This window comes from Pseudomonas sp. Ost2, from assembly GCF_018326065.1.
GTDB classification, from domain to species: domain Bacteria; phylum Pseudomonadota; class Gammaproteobacteria; order Pseudomonadales; family Pseudomonadaceae; genus Aquipseudomonas; species Aquipseudomonas gingeri.
This window is the reverse complement of record NZ_AP021904.1, coordinates 5,019,526-5,037,504: the sequence shown is the minus strand read 5'-3', so window position 1 is coordinate 5,037,504 and position 17,979 is coordinate 5,019,526. Positions and strand designations below refer to the sequence as shown.

At 62.1% G+C, this 17,979-nt stretch carries 18 protein-coding genes and 1 tRNA gene; 13 read left to right on the top strand and 6 right to left on the bottom strand.

What is annotated here, in order from left to right; genetic code table 11:
* Positions 1-22 precede the first annotated feature (22 nt).
* Both KI243_RS21980 and KI243_RS21975 read left to right on the top strand, forming a co-directional pair.
* A complete protein-coding gene (locus KI243_RS21980; protein ID WP_177086651.1) occupies positions 23-1,081 on the top strand; it encodes an alpha/beta hydrolase in 1,059 nt (352 codons plus the stop codon).
* A 74-nt stretch (positions 1,082-1,155) separates the two neighbouring features.
* Entirely contained in the window at positions 1,156-2,490 is a 1,335-nt protein-coding gene (locus KI243_RS21975; RefSeq protein WP_212809913.1) for an acetamidase/formamidase family protein, read from the top strand.
* 96 nt (positions 2,491-2,586) lie between these two features.
* Here the strand turns inward: KI243_RS21975 and KI243_RS21970 are convergent, their stop codons facing one another.
* Entirely contained in the window at positions 2,587-3,537 is a 951-nt protein-coding gene (locus KI243_RS21970) for an AraC family transcriptional regulator (RefSeq protein WP_177106573.1), read from the bottom strand.
* 287 nt (positions 3,538-3,824) lie between these two features.
* Here KI243_RS21970 and KI243_RS21965 point away from each other — a divergent pair, with 287 nt between their 5' ends.
* The 3 genes from KI243_RS21965 to lepB all read left to right on the top strand — a co-directional run bounded on the left by KI243_RS21965 (position 3,825) and on the right by lepB (position 6,746).
* Positions 3,825-5,141, top strand: coding sequence for a sugar ABC transporter substrate-binding protein (locus tag KI243_RS21965; RefSeq protein ID WP_212809912.1), 1,317 nt, complete (start codon positions 3,825-3,827; stop codon positions 5,139-5,141).
* A gap of 58 nt (positions 5,142-5,199) precedes the next feature.
* Entirely contained in the window at positions 5,200-5,973 is a 774-nt protein-coding gene (locus tag KI243_RS21960) for an L-iditol 2-dehydrogenase (protein ID WP_017129469.1), read from the top strand.
* Positions 5,974-6,077: 104 nt separating this feature from the next.
* Complete coding sequence (lepB, locus tag KI243_RS21955) at positions 6,078-6,746, top strand: signal peptidase I (RefSeq protein ID WP_017129468.1); 669 nt, start codon at positions 6,078-6,080, stop codon at positions 6,744-6,746.
* A gap of 13 nt (positions 6,747-6,759) precedes the next feature.
* Here the strand turns inward: lepB and KI243_RS21950 are convergent, their stop codons facing one another.
* Positions 6,760-7,380, bottom strand: a complete 621-nt coding sequence (locus tag KI243_RS21950) for a glutathione S-transferase family protein (RefSeq protein WP_177129372.1) — start codon at positions 7,378-7,380, stop codon at positions 6,760-6,762.
* 182 nt (positions 7,381-7,562) lie between these two features.
* Complete coding sequence (locus KI243_RS21945; RefSeq protein ID WP_212809911.1) at positions 7,563-8,459, bottom strand: LysR substrate-binding domain-containing protein; 897 nt, start codon at positions 8,457-8,459, stop codon at positions 7,563-7,565.
* A gap of 108 nt (positions 8,460-8,567) precedes the next feature.
* Here KI243_RS21945 and KI243_RS21940 point away from each other — a divergent pair, with 108 nt between their 5' ends.
* The 5 genes from KI243_RS21940 to KI243_RS21920 all read left to right on the top strand — a co-directional run bounded on the left by KI243_RS21940 (position 8,568) and on the right by KI243_RS21920 (position 15,353).
* Positions 8,568-9,488: an alpha/beta hydrolase gene (locus tag KI243_RS21940; RefSeq protein ID WP_177086661.1), complete on the top strand. Its 921-nt coding sequence runs from the start codon at positions 8,568-8,570 to the stop codon at positions 9,486-9,488.
* Positions 9,489-9,612: 124 nt separating this feature from the next.
* Positions 9,613-11,295 (top strand): methyl-accepting chemotaxis protein, encoded by a 1,683-nt coding sequence (locus tag KI243_RS21935; protein WP_212809910.1) that lies wholly within the window; start codon positions 9,613-9,615, stop codon positions 11,293-11,295.
* Between the two features lie 162 nt (positions 11,296-11,457).
* Positions 11,458-12,201, top strand: coding sequence for a gluconate 2-dehydrogenase subunit 3 family protein (locus KI243_RS21930; RefSeq protein ID WP_017129463.1), 744 nt, complete (start codon positions 11,458-11,460; stop codon positions 12,199-12,201).
* Positions 12,202-12,203: 2 nt separating this feature from the next.
* Entirely contained in the window at positions 12,204-13,979 is a 1,776-nt protein-coding gene (locus KI243_RS21925) for a GMC family oxidoreductase (protein WP_042937110.1), read from the top strand.
* A gap of 12 nt (positions 13,980-13,991) precedes the next feature.
* Positions 13,992-15,353, top strand: a complete 1,362-nt coding sequence (locus tag KI243_RS21920; protein ID WP_017129461.1) for a cytochrome c — start codon at positions 13,992-13,994, stop codon at positions 15,351-15,353.
* Positions 15,354-15,489: 136 nt separating this feature from the next.
* Here KI243_RS21920 and KI243_RS21915 read toward each other — a convergent pair.
* Both KI243_RS21915 and KI243_RS21910 read right to left on the bottom strand, forming a co-directional pair.
* Positions 15,490-15,565 (bottom strand) — tRNA-Asn (locus KI243_RS21915).
* A gap of 67 nt (positions 15,566-15,632) precedes the next feature.
* Positions 15,633-15,860 carry a hypothetical protein gene (locus KI243_RS21910; RefSeq protein ID WP_212809909.1) on the bottom strand — a complete coding sequence of 76 codons (228 nt, stop codon included), beginning with the start codon at positions 15,858-15,860 and terminating at the stop codon, positions 15,633-15,635.
* Between the two features lie 83 nt (positions 15,861-15,943).
* On the opposite strand from KI243_RS21910, the gene KI243_RS21905 reads away from it, so the two are divergent.
* Both KI243_RS21905 and KI243_RS21900 read left to right on the top strand, forming a co-directional pair.
* Positions 15,944-16,102 (top strand): hypothetical protein, encoded by a 159-nt coding sequence (locus KI243_RS21905; RefSeq protein ID WP_212809908.1) that lies wholly within the window; start codon positions 15,944-15,946, stop codon positions 16,100-16,102.
* Between the two features lie 345 nt (positions 16,103-16,447).
* A complete protein-coding gene (locus KI243_RS21900) occupies positions 16,448-16,870 on the top strand; it encodes a hypothetical protein (protein WP_017129453.1) in 423 nt (140 codons plus the stop codon).
* A gap of 38 nt (positions 16,871-16,908) precedes the next feature.
* Here KI243_RS21900 and KI243_RS21895 read toward each other — a convergent pair whose 3' ends face one another.
* A complete protein-coding gene (locus KI243_RS21895) occupies positions 16,909-17,454 on the bottom strand; it encodes a hypothetical protein (RefSeq protein WP_017129452.1) in 546 nt (181 codons plus the stop codon).
* A gap of 142 nt (positions 17,455-17,596) precedes the next feature.
* On the opposite strand from KI243_RS21895, the gene KI243_RS21890 reads away from it, so the two are divergent.
* The gene (locus KI243_RS21890; protein ID WP_017129451.1) at positions 17,597-17,938 is read left to right on the top strand and encodes a hypothetical protein; all 342 of its coding nucleotides are present in this window, start codon (positions 17,597-17,599) and stop codon (positions 17,936-17,938) included.
* Positions 17,939-17,979: the final 41 nt, after the last annotated feature.

Here is a 17,979-nt window from a genome sequence, read left to right as displayed (position 1 = left end):
CCCTGATCCGAGGAACCCCATCATGTCCGAGTACCCGTTCAATCGCCGTCGTTTCCTGCTGTCCGCCGCTGCCGGAGCGGCGGCCATCGGCCTGGCGGATATGACCCCGGCACTGGCGTCGGCGAGCCAGGGCACGGCGCCTTACCAGCATCGGTCGAGCAAGCCGCTGACGCGTTTTCCGATTCGCCAGGTCAGTACCGACCTGCTGGATATCGGCTACCACGAGACCGGCCCGGAGAACGGTCGGCCGGTGATCCTGCTGCATGGTTATCCCTACGACATCCACAGTTATGTCGAGGTCGCGCCACTGCTCGCGGCCCAGGGGTTTCGAGTGGTCGTGCCGCACCTGCGCGGGCACGGCAGCACCCGTTTCCTCGACAGTGCCACGCCACGTTCGGGCCAGCAGGCGGCGCTCGGCCAGGATGTGCTGGACCTGATGAATGCGCTGCATATCCCCGAGGCGGTGCTCGCCGGCTACGACTGGGGCGGTCGTGCGGCCTGTGTCGCGGCGGCCTTGCGTCCGAGTCGCGTGGTCGGCCTGGTCTCGGTCAACAGCTACCTGATCCAGGACATCGCCAAGGCTGCCAGCCCGCTGCCGGCGCATGTCGAATGGGGACTCTGGTACCAGCATTACTTCCAGACCGAGCGCGGTCGCGCGGGGCTCGAGGCGAACCGTCGCGATATCGCGCGGATCCTCTGGCGCAACAACTCGCCGACCTGGCACTTCGATGACCGCACCTTCGACCGCGCGGCCGAGGCCTTTGATAACCCCGACTATGTCGACGTGGTCATCCATTCCTATCGCCATCGCATGGGGCTGGCGGCGGGTTATCCGGATTACGCCGAGGCCGAGCAGAAGCTCGCGCTGTTGCCGGCGATCAGCGTGCCGGCCATCACCCTCGACGGCGTCGCCGATGGCGTGATCGCGGCCACCGACGGCAAGGCCTCGGCGCCGCGTTTCAGCGGTCCGCGCAGTCATCGGCAGGTTCCCGGCGTGGGTCACAACCTGCCCCAGGAAGCCCCCAAGGTGTTTGCCGACGCCGTGACCGAACTGGTGCACGGCGGCAAATGGCGAACCTGATCGGCTGCCCCGGCGCAGCCTGTTGTCCCACCCCTGGTGATCCCTCCGTATCCGTGGAGGCAAGGAGATAGAACATGAACAGCACCCTCTCTGAAGCAAGCGCCGCACCGACGCCGGTAGACCGGTTACGCGTCGACAGTTACACCCAGGGCCTGATCGGCCCGAGCCAGGCCATGCTCGGCCCGCTGGCCGACGGCGGCACCCTGATCACCGGCACGCCGCCGGGCTGCTGGGGGCCGATGATCACGCCGGCCTTCCAGGGCGGCCATGAAGTGACGCAGCCGGTGGCGATTGCCGGCGCCGAAGTGGGCGATGCCGTCGCCCTGAAGATCCGCCGCATGCGAGTCACTTCCCTGGCGACGTCCTCGGGCGTGATGAGCTTTGTCGAAGGGCGTTATCACGGCGATCCGTTTGTCGCCAAGTTCTGCGCGGCCTGCGGTACCGAACATCCGGCCAGCCATGTCGAGGGCATCGGCGAGGACGCGATCCGTTGCAACAACTGCGGTGCGGAAGTCAGCGCGTTTCGTTTCAGCCATGGCTACGTGATCGTGCTGGATGCCGAGAACCAGGTCAGCCTCACCGTCAACCAGGCGGTCGCCGACCGGCTGGCGGGCAATGCCGCGCAGATGTCGGCGTTGCCGGACATGGCGGCACAGCATTCGATCCTGTCACTGGCCCGTGCCGACATTCCGGGACTGGCGGCACACATGCGGCCGTTTCTCGGCAACATCGGCACCACACCGTCGCGGGACCTGCCGGACTCGCACAACTGCGCGGATTTCGGCCAGTACCTCGTGGGCGCGCCCCATCGTTATGGCATGACCCATGAGCAACTGCACGAAGCCAAGACCGACGGCCACATGGACACCAACTCGGTCCGCGAAGGCTGCGTGCTGATCTGCCCGGTGAAAGTGCCGGGGGCCGGCGTGTATATGGGGGATATGCATGCGCAGCAGGGCAATGGCGAAATCGCCGGGCATGCCACCGACGTTTCCGGCGAAACCGAACTGACGGTAGAGGTGATCAAGGGGCTGGCGATCGATGGCCCGATCCTGTTGCAGAACCTCGATGACCTGCCGCCCATGGCCCGGCCGATGAACGTCGAACAGCGCCAGAAGGTGCGTGAGCTGGGGGCCCTGTGGGGCCAGCACGAGGTCGAGGAGAGCGGCCCGATCACCTTTATCGGCAGTGGCGTGAACCTCAATGTGGCGACGGAGAACGGTTTGCGTCGTGCCGCCGCGGCCACCGGCCTGCCCTACGATGAAGTGCTCAATCGTGCCACGCTCAACGGTTCCATCGACATCAGCCGCTTGCCCGGCACCGTACGGGTGACCTTCCTGTGTCCGTTGCCGGTGCTGGACCGGATGGGCATCGGCCACCTGGTGCGGGAAAAGTATCAGTTGGCCTAGACCGCCATCACGCAGTGCTCCCTGCAAGTCTGGATAGACGTCTGTATCCCCGGCCCCGATCAGGCTCTTCGATCGGGGCCGTTTTTTTTCGCCTGCTCAATGCCGCTGACCCACAGGCAGGGACGGGTAGGCGCCGTTGTGCCGGAGCAGAGTCATGGCCGCTCCACGCCGATAGTCGCTGGGCGTCTGGTTCATCTCGAAGCGAAAGTGCCGGTTGAAGTTGGACAGGTTGCCGTACCCGACTTCGAAGCAGATATCGGCCACCGACATCTCGCTCTGCAGCAACAGCCGACAGGCACGTTGCACCCGCAACTTGCGCATCAGGTCGATGAAGCCGTGCCCGGTGATGCGCTTGAAGAAGCGGGAAAAGCCCGGCTCGCTCATCCCCAGGCGCTGGGCGATGACCGATAGCCGCAGGTCGCCGGTCAGTTCCGTCAGCAGGTAGTCGAAGGCCTTGTGAATCCGTTCGGAGCTGCGTGCATCCAGGCTCGGGGCATAACAGACGCTGGCCAGCAGATGCACCTCCGGCTCCGGAGCCTGCACCAGGGTATTGACCAGTTGCAGGAACAGGATCAGGCGCTCCAGGCCCTCGGCGCGGCCAATCTGCTCCATCAGCCGGGCAGCCTGCAACGCGGTCGCGCCAGTGAACTCCAGGCCGCGCCGGGCGCGTTCGAACAGGCTCTGCAGGCTCCCCAGTTCCGGTAGCGTGGCACGCAGGGCGAGCAGGGCGGCGCCGTCGAATTGCAGGACGACATCGCGGCCCACCAGGTACTCGCCGGGCGTCAGGTCGCCGATCCAGTCATGGGGCAGGTCGGGACCGATCAGCGCGACATGGCCGGGACCGAACGCACCGATGTAGTCGCCCGCCACCAGCTTGCCGCTGCCATGGCGGATCAGGTGCAGCTCGAATTCGGGATGATGGTTCCAGCGGGCGAGCGGCGAAGGATAGTCGTGTTCATGCCAGCGAAAGCCGTGGTCGGGTTGCGGCAGGATCACTTCCAGCTCGGCCGGTCGTTGCTCGAACAGGGCTGTTCGACTGTCAGCCATGGCTTGTGCCTCTTGTTGTTATGCAGCTCATTGTCGTGCAGCCCTTGACCATACGCCGTCTCCACCCGGGTTCGCTAGCGCCTGTCCTGCCCACGACCGGTACTTTTTTGATCGCCGGGGGCTTCACCGTGGCCGGTTAAAAAAGTATCGGAAGGGCATCCCCGATTCGTTTGTCCGTCCCGGTGGAAGTTGCTGTAATCGAAGCGTCCGCCACCGCTGGCCAGCGTTCGTCCGGCCGTGGTCAACAACAAAAATAACAGTGCCTGGCGCCCAGGCCGGAGAACACGATGAAGTTGATTGCCACCGCGCTTGCCCTGTCCGCTGGCCTCTCGGCCGCCTGGGCCTGCCAGGCCGCCGAGACCGTGACCATCGCCACCGTCAACAACGGTGACATGATCCGCATGCAACGCCTGTCCAGGGTATTCGAGCAACAGCACCCCGAGGTGAAGCTGAACTGGGTGGTGCTGGAAGAAAACGTCCTGCGCCAGCGCCTGACCACCGATATCGCCACCCAGGGCGGCCAGTTCGACGTCTTGACCATCGGCACCTACGAAACACCGCTGTGGGGGGCCAAGCACTGGCTGGAGCCGATGACCGGGTTGCCCGCCGATTATGATGTCGAGGACATTTTCCCCTCGGTGCGCCAGGGCCTGTCGGTCGGCGGTACGCTGTATGCCTTGCCGTTCTATGGCGAAAGTACGGTCACCTATTACCGCACCGACCTGTTCAGGCAGGCCGGGTTGAGCATGCCCGAGCATCCGACCTGGACCCAGCTCGGCGAATTCGCCGCCAGGCTCAATCAGCCGGACAAGGAGCAATACGGCATGTGCCTGCGGGGCAAGGCCGGCTGGGGCGAGAACATGGCGCTGCTGAGCACCATGGCCAATGCCTTTGGTGCGCGCTGGTTCAACGAACAGTGGCAGCCGCAGTTGACCAGCCCGGAATGGACCGCCGCCGCCGATTTCTACGTCAATACCCTGAAAAAATACGGTCCGCCCGGCGTATCGGGCAATGGCTTCAACGAAACCCTGGCGCTGTTCAACAGCGGCAAGTGTGCGCTGTGGGTCGATGCCAGCGTCGCCGGTTCCTTCACCACCGACAAGGCGCAGAGCAAGGTGGCCGACGACGTCGGCTTTGTCGCGGCGCCGACGCAGGCGACCGACAAGGGCTCCTCATGGCTGTATGCCTGGTCGCTGGCAATACCCACCACCTCGCGGCACAAGGAGGCGGCCAAGGCCTTCGTGGCGTGGGCGACCTCCAGGCAATATATCCAGCTGGTCACCGACACCGATGGCATCACCAACGTACCGCCGGGCACCCGCCTGTCCACCTACAGCGACGCCTACCTGAAGGCCGCGCCGTTCGCCAGGGTGACCCTGCAGATGATGCAGCACGCCGACCCGACGCACCCCTCGGCGCAGCCGGTGCCGTATGTGGGAATCCAGTACGTGACCATTCCCGAGTTCCAGGCCATCGGCACTTCGGTCGGCAAGTCGTTCTCGGCGGCGCTGACCGGGCAGGTGACGGTCGAGCAGGCCCTGGCCGAAGCCCAGGCCAATACCGAGCGTGAAATGAAACGTGCGGGTTACCCGAAAAAGGGCTGATCGCCGGCGCCCGTCGCCGGGCGCATTCCCCCAATCTGACGCAATGGATGAACCCTCAATGAAACGACTGGAAGGCAAGAGTGCCCTGGTGACCGGTGCTGCCCGTGGTATCGGGCGAGCGTTCGCCCAGGCCTACATCGGCGAAGGCGCCACCGTGGCGATCGCCGACATCGACCTGGCGCGTGCCCGGGCCACGGCCACCGAACTGGGACCGAACGCTTATGCGGTGAAGATGGACGTGACCGACCAGGGCTCCATCGACGCGGCCATCGCCACGGTGGTCGGGCATGCCGGCAAGCTGGACATCCTGATCAACAATGCCGCGCTGTTCGACCTGGCGCCGATTACCGAGATCACCCGCGACAGTTATGACCGGTTGTTCTCGATCAATGTCGCCGGGACCCTGTTCACCCTGCAGGCGGCTGCCCGGCAGATGATCAGCCAGGGCCACGGCGGCAAGATCATCAACATGGCCAGCCAGGCCGGACGGCGCGGCGAAGCGCTGGTGGCGGTGTATTGCGCCACCAAGGCGGCGGTGATCAGCCTGACGCAATCGGCGGGCCTGAACCTGATCGGCCATCGCATCAACGTCAATGCCATCGCGCCCGGCGTCGTCGACGGCGAGCACTGGGACGGTGTCGATGCCCTGTTCGCCAGGCATGAGGGGCGGCCGCTGGGGGAAAAGAAACGACTGGTGGGACAGGAAGTGCCCTATGGCCGCATGGGCACCGCCGAGGACCTGACCGGCATGGCGATCTTCCTGGCCAGTGCCGAGAGCGACTTCGTCGTGGCGCAAACCTATAACGTCGACGGCGGCAACTGGATGAGCTAGCAGCGATCATGAAAACTCGCTGATCGGCGTACAAGGGACTTGGCTCGGCCCGAGGCACGGTGCTACAAGAATCGCTGAAAACGTTATTCCTTTCAGAGGTCGATATGAAGCGCTGGATCGTCAATAACCGCGGGCTGCTGATCTTTCTCCTGTGCTTCGGCATCTTTCGGACTTCCATGGCGGACTGGAACCCGATTCCGTCGGGTTCGATGCGACCGACCCTGCTTGAAGGCGATGTGGTGCTGGTCAACCGGCTGGCCTATGACTTCAAGCTGCCGCTGAGCGATATCTCCCTCGCGGCCCTGGGTACTCCCCGGCGTGGCGATGTGGTGACTTTCACCTCGCCCAAGGACGGCGTGCGCCTGATCAAGCGGCTGGTCGGAGTGCCGGGCGACGTGCTGGAAATGCGCAACGAGGTGCTGTTCGTCAACGGTGTGGCAGCCCACTACAGCGATGCGCGCGATATCGCCGAGCCGGGTGCCCACGACACGAGCATTCCCGGCGTGTCCGTCACCGAGGCAGCGGACAGCAGCGTGCGCCGGGTCCAGTTCCTGCGCGGCGTTGCCGCCGCGCGGGATTTCGGACCGATCACCGTGCCGGCGGACAGCTACTTCATGCTGGGCGACAACCGCGACAACAGTGCCGACTCGCGTTATATCGGTTTCGTGCCACGCCACCTGCTGATCGGCCGGGCCCATCACATCGTGGTTTCGGCCGATATCCTCGGGCACTGGATGCCGCGCCTGGATCGCACCGGCAAGCGTATTCTCTGAGGCAGGACAGGCTTCAGGGCAGCGTCGCCTTGAAGCTGGGCAGGGCCTGCACCTGTTGCCACCACTGGGCAAAACCCTCGACGTCGAATACCTGCGCGGCATCCGGGGTCAGGGCGATATAGGTGCAGAACGGCACCAGGTAGAAGTCGGCGAGCGAGACATTCGGCCCGGCGATAAAGCGGTCTTGCCCCTTGATCTTCATCAGCTCGCGCAGGACCCGGCGCGAGTTCTCTATGCCGTTGCGCCGGGATTCTTCGTTCTGCCCGCCGATAAAGTCGGGGAACAGGTGATAACCGGCCACCGACACCAGCGCACCGTAGCCATAGGAGTCGTAGATACCGATGGCCATGTTGGCGCGGGCGCGGTCCCGGGCGGTTTCCGGCATCAGTGACGGTCCCGGCAGCACCTCGTTCAGATAGGCGGTGATGGCTCCGCTCTCGATCACCCGGAAACCGTCATGGTCGATCACCGGTACCTTGCCGAAGGGATGACGCAACAGGTGTTCGGGAGAGTGGGGTTCGCCCTGGAGGACATCGACCGGAACCTGTTCATAGTCCGCGCCTTTCTCGGCGAGAAGCATTCTGACGGTGCGCACGTAGGTGCTGCCGCTGTAGCCGTAAAGGGTGATGCTCATGATGATGACCTCCTGGGTGAACCCTGCACTGTGATGATCGGGCCACCCGGTGCGGGTGGCTTGGGACCGGCACAGTTCATCGCGTGGATGTATCCACGGTGTGTCCGCTGGCGGCGACAGCTTGAGTCAGTGTGTCCGGCGCAAGGCTGTACACACTGTGATACGTGGGGGGAGGTCGAAGCTTATTGATCGATGAACCGCCGGCGCCTGCCGATCTCCTGCACAGACTCGATCAGCGCATGGATGGCTGGGTCGGCGCGGTCGGAAAAGGCATGGAAACGTGCGTTCGCCAGCGCTGGAAGACCCTCGGCCGGGCCCAGCTCCCTGAGTCCGTCGCGCAACTGGCTGCGGGCAATCGGGGTTACGGCGAAGCCTGCCAGGGCCGCGGCAATGCAACCGGCCATGCTGCTGCTTTCAAACGCCAGGCGCCAGGGCGTTCCCGCCACGGCCAGCGCCTGGATGGCCGCCTCCCGGTAGACGCAAGGTTCCGGAAAGACGGCCAGGGGCAAGGGGATCGCGGTATCCAGGGGGATTTTCGCGGCGTAGGCCCAGACCAGCGGTTCTTCCCATAGCAATTCGCCGCCTTCGTCCACCCGGCTGCACTGCTTGCCGAACACCACGTCGAGCTGGCCGAGTTGCCGCTGTTGCACCAGATCGGAAGTGATGCCGACCTTCAACTCGATGGAGGCCCGTGGATGGCTGCGGCTGAAGGACTGCAGCACGGCGGCCAGCCAGGTGCCGGCAAAGTCTTCCGAGGAGCCGACGCGGATCCGCCCTTGAATATGGGCTCCCCGCAGTTTTGCCCGGGCCTCGCGTTCCAGGCTGAGGATATTGCGGGCATAGGTGTAGAGGATCTCGCCCTCGGCGGTCAGGGACAGGCGGCGCGTGGTACGCGACAGCAGCTTCACCGCGACATCGTCTTCGAGGCGCTTGATATGCCCGCTCACCGCCGAGGGTGTCAGCGCCAGCAGGTCGGCGGCCGAGGCGAAGCTGTGGGTGTCGACCACCGTGAGAAACGTGCGCAGCAAGGCAATGTCGAGGGAGGCGGAAAGGGCGACGAGGGAGCGGTCCGTGTTCATCACTGATTCAACTTGAAAAATTGATAATAGGCCTTTACTCATCATGAATGATTCGTGGTGGCGACGGTAGTCTTTCTCCAGACAACCGCCAACTCCGCAGGAATCGCCATGAACTACTCATTTGTCACTACGCCGTTGCTGGACATCGCCTACCTGGAGTGGAACCCCGCTGGAGCCCGGGTGGCCGTGCTGGTCCATGGCTGGCCGGACAGTCCCGAGACCTGGACACGCACTGCCGGCCATCTGGCCGAAGCCGGCTACCGGGTGCTGGCGCCGGCACTCCGGGGTTTTGCACCGACGCGTTTTCGCCATGACGATACGCCGCGCAGTGGCGCGCTGGCAGCGCTGGGCATGGACCTGCTGGATTTCATCGATGCCCTGGGGCTCGATCGTCCGGTACTGGTCGGGCATGACTGGGGCGCCAGGGCCGTGGCCAATGCCTGTGGACTCAGGCCCGGTGTGGCCGCGGGGTTGGTGATGCTGTCGGTCGGCTACGGCACCAACGATCCGAACCAGGTGATTTCCCTGCAGCAGGCGCGCAATTACTGGTACCACTGGTTCATGGCGACACCCCGCGGCCAGCAGGTCGTCGAGCACGAGCGCAATGTCTTCGCCCGCATGATGTGGGACACCTGGTCGCCCGCCGGCTGGTACACGGAGCAGGATTTCCAGACCGCCTGTCGCGCCTTCGCAGGGCCGGACTGGGCTGCGGTGGTATTGCATTCCTACCGGCATCGCTGGGGTTTCGTCGAAGGTGACGCGGCCTCCCGTGCCGAAGAAGCCAGGCTCAACCCGGCACCGGTATTGTCGGTACCCACGCTGGTGCTGCACGGTGGTGCGGACAGTTGCAATCACCCGGACAGTTCCAAGGGACGCGAAGGCTACTTCTCGGCGCGCTACGAACGCGTGCTGATCGACGGAGCGGGGCACTTTCCCCAGCGTGAGGCACCGGAGATTGTCGCGTACGAGATCCTGAGGTTTCTCAGGGCCGGGACTCGGGAGCTGCCGGTTATAGAGGAGAGGCGCTGAGGAATTTTCATACGCGGAGTACGTCGACTAATGTTTGACGTCAAAATGCCATCATTTTTATCAAGATATTTCTAACCGGGTCGATACGCTGAAAAACCACACTGACCTGGAGGACATATCGTTCATGAAGCTTACAGTCAAAGGCAAATTGCTGTGTCTGGCTATCATCCCCTCGTTGTTGTTCGCATTGATTATCAGCGGCCTTGCGTCGTGGATGTTGCAGCGCACTGCCGACCAGCAAATGCTCGAAACCCGGGATGGTTTGATCAAGCGCAATCGTGACGTGCTGAAGAACTATGTCGAGGTGGCCCTGACCACCATCAAGCCGCTGCACGATGCCTCGGCAAAGGGCGATATGGCGGCCCGTGACAAGGCCCTCGAATTGCTCAAACCGGTAAAGTTCGGGGAGGAAGGCTACTTCTTCGGTTACGACACCAAAGGCGTGCGTATCTTCCGTGGCGACAGCACCGCCGGGATCGGCAAGAGCTTCTGGGACACCAAGGATCCGGACGGTTCCTTCCACTACCAGACCTTTGTCGAAGTGGCTAAAAACGGCAAGCACTACGTCGATTACTTCGCGCCAAAACCAGGCCAGGAAAGTGTTCAGGTGCCCAAGCTTGGCTACACCATTTACCTGGAAAAATGGGACATGGTGCTCGGCAGCGCAATCAATATGGATGACATCGACGCCGCCATGGTGCTGGAGCAGGCAGCGGTAACCGAACGCACCCGCGCTCTGCTGGGCAGCATCTTCCTGGTGACCCTGGTGCTGTTGCTGGTAACCGCAACGGCCGGTATCTGGACCGCCAATGGTGTTGTCCGCCCGCTGCGTGTGCTCAAGACCAACCTGGATGACATTGCCGCCGGGGACGGTGACCTTACCCATCGCCTGGCGATCACCAGCAACGATGAGTTGGGTGATCTCGCCGCCTCGTTCAACCGGTTCGTCGACAAGATCCACACCATGGTCAGCCAGGTGGCGAAGATGACTACCGACCTCGACGGTCTGGTGCATCAGGCGACCCAGCAAACCTTGCGTTCTGAACAAGCGATGCAGCGCCAGCGCAACGAGACCGACCAGGTTGCCACCGCTATCCATGAAATGTCGGCGGCAGCCCAGGAAGTCGCGGTCAGTGCCCAGCGTGCTGCCCAGGCTGCGGCAGAGACCGACCAGCAAGGCCATGTCGCGCGCAAGGTAGTGGGCGACAACATCAAGGGAATGAGCGCACTGGTATCGGATATTCGCCTGAGCGGTACCAGCCTCGACAACCTGCAACAGGACGTGCGCTCCATTGTCTCGGTGCTCGATGTGATTCGCTCGATTGCCGACCAGACCAATTTGCTGGCGCTCAACGCCGCGATTGAAGCCGCGCGTGCTGGTGAAGCCGGTCGTGGTTTTGCGGTGGTCGCCGATGAAGTTCGCGCACTCGCCAGCCGCACGCAACAAAGCACTCAAGAGATCCAGGACATGATCACGCGCCTGGAAGCGGGTACCACTGCCTCGGTCGCCGCGATGCATCGTTCGACCGAAGCCGGCGAGGGTGCGAACCAGCAGACCAACGAAGTGGGGGTTTCGCTGGATTCGATCTCGGACCTGATCGGCACGATCAACGCGATGAACGCGCAGATTGCCAGTGCCGCCGAAGAGCAGACCTCGGTCGCCGAAGAGATCAACCGCAGCGTGCATCAGATTGCTGGCGCGGTGGAAAGCCTGGCCGATGAAACCGAGCAAAGCGCGCGCACCATGCGTGATGTGTCTTCGCTGGGTGCCAACCTGAACGGCCTGGTACGCCAATTCAAGATCTGAACAAGTGCGCCATTACCCTGAAACAGGTGGTGATAACCGTTTTAGCTACGGGTTATTTGTTAGCTTGATAATAATTAGGTAGCAATCAATTTGCCGTTTCCCACGGCAAATCATAAGAAAAACCCATGTACACCCGTGTTTAGACCCAGGAGTGAGTAACCGATGTCCGAGAACGATACCTCCCCAGGGCGTCGCGACTTTCTACGCAAGTCGTTGACGATGATCCCTGTTGTCACACTGGCCAGTACCGGCCTTTCCACTGGCGCCTTCGCGCAGACCCCGGCAAGCGACAGCCAGACCGGTACGCCGGTACCAGCCAAGGTCGCTGACTACAAACCGACGTTCTTCACCCCGCAGGAGTGGGCCTTCCTGATTGCAGCCTGCGACCGCCTGATTCCGTCCGATCAGGTTGGCCCTGGTGCCGTCGAACTCGGCGTACCGGAGTTTCTCGACCGGCACATGCAGACGCCCTATGCCAATGGCGGCATCTGGTACATGCAGGGGCCATTCATCGAAGCGGCGCCGGAGTTTGGCTACCAGGGCCGCCTCACGTTGCGCGAAACCCTGCGGGTCGGGATCAAGGCCATTGACGCCAGTTGCCAGAAAAACTTCGCCGGCAAAGCCTTCGCCCAGCTCTCGACCGCCCAGCAGGAAGACCTGTTGAAAAACGCCGAGAGCGGCAAGCTGGCGCTGGAAGACATTTCCTCGAAGCTGTTTTTCAGCAACCTGCTCAACGAAGTGCGCAACGGCTATTTCGCCGACCCGTCCCACGGCGGCAATAAAAACATGGGGGCGTGGAAGATGATCGGTTATCCCGGCATGCGTGCCGATTACATGGACTGGGTAACGGTGCGTGACAAGCCGTACCCGTTGCCGCCGGTTGATCTGGCCGGGCGAAGGGGTTGAGCATGGCGAACATCAAGGCAAAAGCAGACGTAGTGATTGTAGGTATGGGCTGGACCGGGGCGATCATGGCCAAGGAGCTCACCGATGCAGGACTGCATGTGGTGGTACTTGAGCGCGGCGCCGACCGTGACACGCAGCCTGATTTCGCTTACCCGAAAGTGGTCGATGAGCTTGAAGGTTCGGTACATCGCCGGTACCTGCAAAGCTTGTCCCAGGAAACCGTCACCGCGCGGCACAACCTGACCTCCACGGCTGTGCCGTATCGGCAGATGGGCTCGTTCAAACCGGGCACGGGTGTCGGCGGGGCAGGTAGCCACTGGTCTGGCTGCCACTTCCGCGCGCTGCCGGAAGACTTCAAGTTGCGCAGCAATACCGAGCAGCGCTATGGCGCCAAATTCATTCCCGACGACATGACCATCCAGGATTTTCCGGTCAGCTACGAAGACCTCGAACCGCACTTCGATCATTTCGAACACGTGTGTGGCACGTCCGGCAAGGCCGGTGTGATCCAAGGGGTGAAACAGGCGGGCGGCAACCCGTTCGAAGGGTCGCGCTCGCGTGAATTCCCGCTGGGCCCGAACCGTGATTACCTTGGTGCAGAGATGTTTTACGGTGCGGCCCGCGAGATGGGTTGGGACCCGTACCCGATCCCTGCGTCCAATGCATCGGCGCCTTACGTCAACCCCTACGGCTGCCAGATGGGCCCGTGCAACGCCTGCGGTTTCTGCAGTGATTACGGTTGCCTGAACTACTCCAAGGCCAGCCCGAACATCAGCATCTTGCCGGTGCTGCGCCAGCGCAAGAACTTTGAACTGCGTACCCATGCGCAAGTGCTCAAGGTCAATCTCGACAGCGATGGCAAGAAGGCCACTGGTGTGACGTACCTGGATGCCCAGGGGCGTGAAGTGGAGCAACAGGCCGACCTGGTGCTGCTCTGCGCATTTTCGTTGTTCAACGTGCACTTGATGCTGCTCTCGGGGATCGGCAAACCCTACGACCCACTGAGCGGTGAAGGCACCATCGGGCGCAATTACTCCTACCAGAACCTCAACCGAGTGGTGCTGTTTTTTGGCAAGGAAGTGCAGGCCAACCAATTCATCGGGATCGGCGGCGCGGGCACCACCATGGACAACCTCAACGGTAACCAGCTGGACAATGCCAAGGCCGGTTTTGTCGGCGGTGGGATCATCTGGGCACGCCAGCCGGGTGCCGGCCCGGTACGCGGGATCAACGTACCGCCGGGCACGCCCGCCTGGGGCACGCAGTGGAAACAGGCGGCCAGCGATGCGTTCCGTCACTCGTTCTACTTCGAAGTGCAGGGCGCCTGCATGTCTTACCGCCAGCACTACCTGAGCCTGGACCCAACCTACAAGGACGGTTTCGGTCGGCCGCTGCTGCGGATGAACTTCGACTGGCACAACAACGAGATCAAGGCGTCGCAATTCCTGGTCGGCAAGGCGTTGGAAATGTCGAAGATCCTCAACCCGACCGCCATGGCCGGCGACGCCAAGAAGCCGGGTGAGCACTACAACATCACCAAGTACCAGAGTACCCACACCTGTGGTGGCGCGATCATGGGCAGCGACCCGAAAACCTCGGCATTGAACCGCTACTTGCAGTCGTGGGACGTGCATAACGTGTTCGCCATAGGCGCCAACGCGTTCCCGCAAAACAACGGTTACAACCCGACCGGCATGGTCGGCGCACTGGCGTATTGGTCTGCCTCGGCGATTCGTGAGCAGTACCTCAAAAACCCCGGCCCGCTGGTTCAGGCATAAGGAGAAAGACCGATGAAAAAGTTTCTCCTGAGCCTGGTTGGATTGGCTGTGGCGGTTTTGGTTGGATTGTTGGTGTTCGCTTTCTGGCCGACACACACACGGGCATTGCAAACGGCACCTGAAGCCGGGCAGGCCGCGTTGATCGAGAAAGGGCGCTACCTGGCTGACGCAGGTGATTGCACGGCATGTCACACCGCCAAGGGGGGGCAACCGTTCGCTGGTGGCTTGGCGATTGCCTCGCCAATCGGCACGCTCTACAGCAGCAACATTACGCCAGACAAAACCACAGGTATCGGCGGTTATTCACTGGAGGATTTTGACCGCGCGGTTCGTCACGGTATCGCTGCCAATGGCAGCAGCCTGTACCCCGCCATGCCTTACCCGGCGTATGCCAAGGTCAACGACGATGACCTGCGGGCGCTCTACGCCTATTTCATGCACGGCGTCACGCCGGTCAATGCCGAGAACCGCGCCAACGCGGTGCCGTGGCCGTTGTCCATGCGCTGGCCGCTGGCGATCTGGCGCAAGGTGTTTGCGCCCGACCCCGATGCGGTGGTGTTCAAGGCCGATGGCTACAAGGACGCCGGGGTGGCACGTGGTGCGTATCTGATCCAGGGCCTGGGCCACTGCGGCAGTTGCCACACACCGCGTGCGGTGACCTTGCAGGAGAAGGCGCAGGATGAGTCCAGTCCGGCCTACTTGTCTGGTGGACCAGTGATCGATGGCTGGCTGGCAGTGAATTTGCGCGGTAGTCCGGCGGACGGCCTGGGCAGTTGGAGCCTCGACGACATTGTCGCGACCCTGCGCAGTGCCCGCAGCGAAACCCATGCAGTGTTGGGTGGTGCGATGGGCGATGTGGTGGTTCACAGCACCCAGAACCTCAACGATAGCGACCTGCACGCGATGGCGGCGTACCTGAAAACGCTGCCTGCCGGCGAGCGTCAGGTATCGGGTTTCAGCGCCGACCCGGCCACCGCCAAGGCCTTGGCTGCGGGTCAGGAGGGCAGCCGTGGTGCGCAGCTGTACATCGACAACTGTGCGGCCTGCCACCGTACCAACGGTCAGGGCGACGCGCGGGTATTCCCGAAAATCGCCGGTAACTCGTCGGTGCTGTCTGAAGATCCGGTGTCGATGATCCGCCTGGTGCTGGCGGGCGGTAAATTACCTGCCACCACTACCGCGCCTTCTGAGCTGGGGATGCCGGGTTTCGCCTGGCGCCTGTCGGATGAAGAAGTGGCACAACTGCTGAGCTTCATCCGCACCAGTTGGGGCAACCAGGCGCCGACCGTCAACGCAGCACAGGTCAAGCAACTGCGGGACACTTTGCCGAAGTCGTCACCTGATGTTTCGCGCACGGATATCGCCAGGCCATAGGCGGTGCGATAGTTGAAGAGGGTGGGCTGACGTGCAAGGCGTCAGCCTTGCCGATGTGGCCAAAACGAAAAAACCGCCAGAAGGCGGTTTTTTCGGTGGTTTCAGAGATTTTTAAAGCCTTCCCCGCAACCTTGTCTGGCTCCACGACCTGGACTCGAACCAGGGACCCAATGATTAACAGTCATTTGCTCTACCAACTGAGCTATCGCGGAATGAGATGTATGTTACTGATATAAAAAGAGAAGTCAAGCCTGGAAAGTGATGCGCGCAAATCGCGACCTATCTCCGGTCAGGGGTCGGGTTATCGGCGGCATCTGACTCGACAGGTACTTTCAGCACTTGCAGGGCGGTGTGGTAAAGCGCCAGTCGCTGGTCTGCGCCATTCGAACCGCCGTTTATGATTTGGGTGATTTCCTCAAAACACCTGTGGTCCGCCAGGTGATTGAGATTGTTGCATTTCCAGAACCAGCCGGCGGACAACGCAGCTCCCGATGGCTCGGCAAGCATCTGGCGAGGCACCTTGCATTCTCGAGGAGATTATCGAAATCGAGTCTGCCGACTGGTCGCCTCGACTGCGGACCGAGCGGTTGATGGCGGAAGTCAGCCTGTACCAGCGTTGCGAGCAACCCGAAGAAGCCTGTTTCGCCCTGGAGTCCCTGCACCTGTTGGCGCTGTCGGCAGGGCTGGAAAGCATTGAGCGGCTGGCACTCAATGCCCAGGCCAAGCTCAACCTGGCCAGGGGCGAGTAGGAGCGTACCTTGCAGCGCAGTCAGGCATTGTGTCGCCAGCGTGGTATCCATCGAAACATCGTCCTGCCACATGCCTTGGCCACGATGGCGATGGCTTTGCTCTCGCTGGGCAAAATGCGCGAGGCGCCCGCATGGACCGTGAGATGTTCTGCACTCTGGCATTGTCCAGGCAATCCGTCGAGCAGGTGATGCCGACGGCATCCGAACTGGAGGATTGAGCGCCGGGTGTCAGGCGAAACACGGGTTGCTTTGACTTCCGAAAGTCGAGGCATTAACTTCGCGACTTTTTACCCGCGACTCCCGACGTTCGCGGGCACGCGCACTCTATTGTTAAGGAAGGGCACGATGGCCGAAATGGCACAGCAGGACGATTTGTTCCAGGTAGACAAGCGGCTCTCCCTCAAGCCCGTGACGGACTTCAATGCCTTCCTGCTCCAGGCGTTTGCCGATGGGCCGTGCCAGTGCATGCGCTGCGTGGACGCGGCGGGTAGCGAGAGCGGTTATGCCTTCCAGCACACCTTCGAACTGGGCAAGGTGGTCAACCGCCAGTTCGCCAGGACCACTCCGAGCGAGGTCCTGCTGGTGCTGAAGAAGGCCTGGCTGTCGTTCTTCAAGACCGACCTGGAGGTTCCCGGACTGCTGGACCTCCCGGCAGTACAGGAGTTCGTCAAACCCGAGTTGCATATTCGCCTGCGTCCGTTGTTGCTGGCTTGCGGCCTGATCGAGGAGCGCGAAGGCGGGTGGATGTTGCAGGCGGTTGCGGAATAGCGCGTCATGGGCGTCCTTGCCCTCTGCATGCTGTTTGATTACTGAACGACCAGGGTGAAGTAGCCGCTTTCCAGCGTGGAGGTGTCCTGCACTGCGCTGATGGTCGCGTTGGGATTGCTGGTCGAGACGGTAGCCGTGGTGATCCCGTTGATGATGGCATAGGCGGAAAAAGTATGGCCGATGTTCAGTGTCTCGACCCTGAACGAATCGCTCACCACCACGTTTTGCAGAGGTTTATCGTCCCTGGTCAGGGTAAATGTCACCGGGTTGAGGCAGGTTTTCTGAAAGCTCAGTTGGTCAGCCACCGGGCTCGGTGATTCGACGACTTCGAACTCATAGCTTCCCTGGCTGGGCACCTGGAGGACCTGGGCGAGAAAGCCCATGCTGCCGCGTATTTCCAGCGGGGCCGAAACATAGGTATTGCCGTCGATCACCGTGCTGGCATTGACTTGGCGAGTGTCATCCAAGGGGACGATAAGGGTTGCATCGGGTTCCAGCCCCGGTAAACGGGCGATGATCAGATCTCCCTGTTTGACGACAAACTGGCTGATAAAGCCGGTCTGATTGTGCAGTGTGATGGCCATGAAGAGCTCCTTGGGAACGGGACAGCCGGAAGTCCGTGCGGCTTCGGCGCAACGAAGCGTAGAACATTAATCTCTACTTAACCCGCGCCCCTTCAAATAGCGTATCTTTTCCCTCAACCCTACTTTTCAGTTGGCGTTTCCGATGTTCAGGTTTCGATTGATCTTGACCCTGGTGCTCAGCCTGATGCTGCCGATCTTCGGTAGCGTGGCCGCGGCCGCGTCTTTTGCCGAACCCTGCCCGATGCCACTGATGAGTCATGACGGCTCGGCAATGAGCCATGCCCCCTGCTGCAATGACATGCAGCACGGCACCGTCTCCAAGTCGCCGTGCAAGTCGGGGGAGGAGTGCAAGATCGGTGGCTTGGTCCGGATCCTGAATATCGGCACCTTCTCTTCGCTGCCACCGTTGCCGCTCACCCTGCCAACGCCCACCGTGCTCCAGTCCGAGCCGGCCGACCTGTGGCGCCCTCCGCGTTACGTCTGATGCCCTGATGTTCATTCCACGTTCCCTGTAAAGGGCGCGGG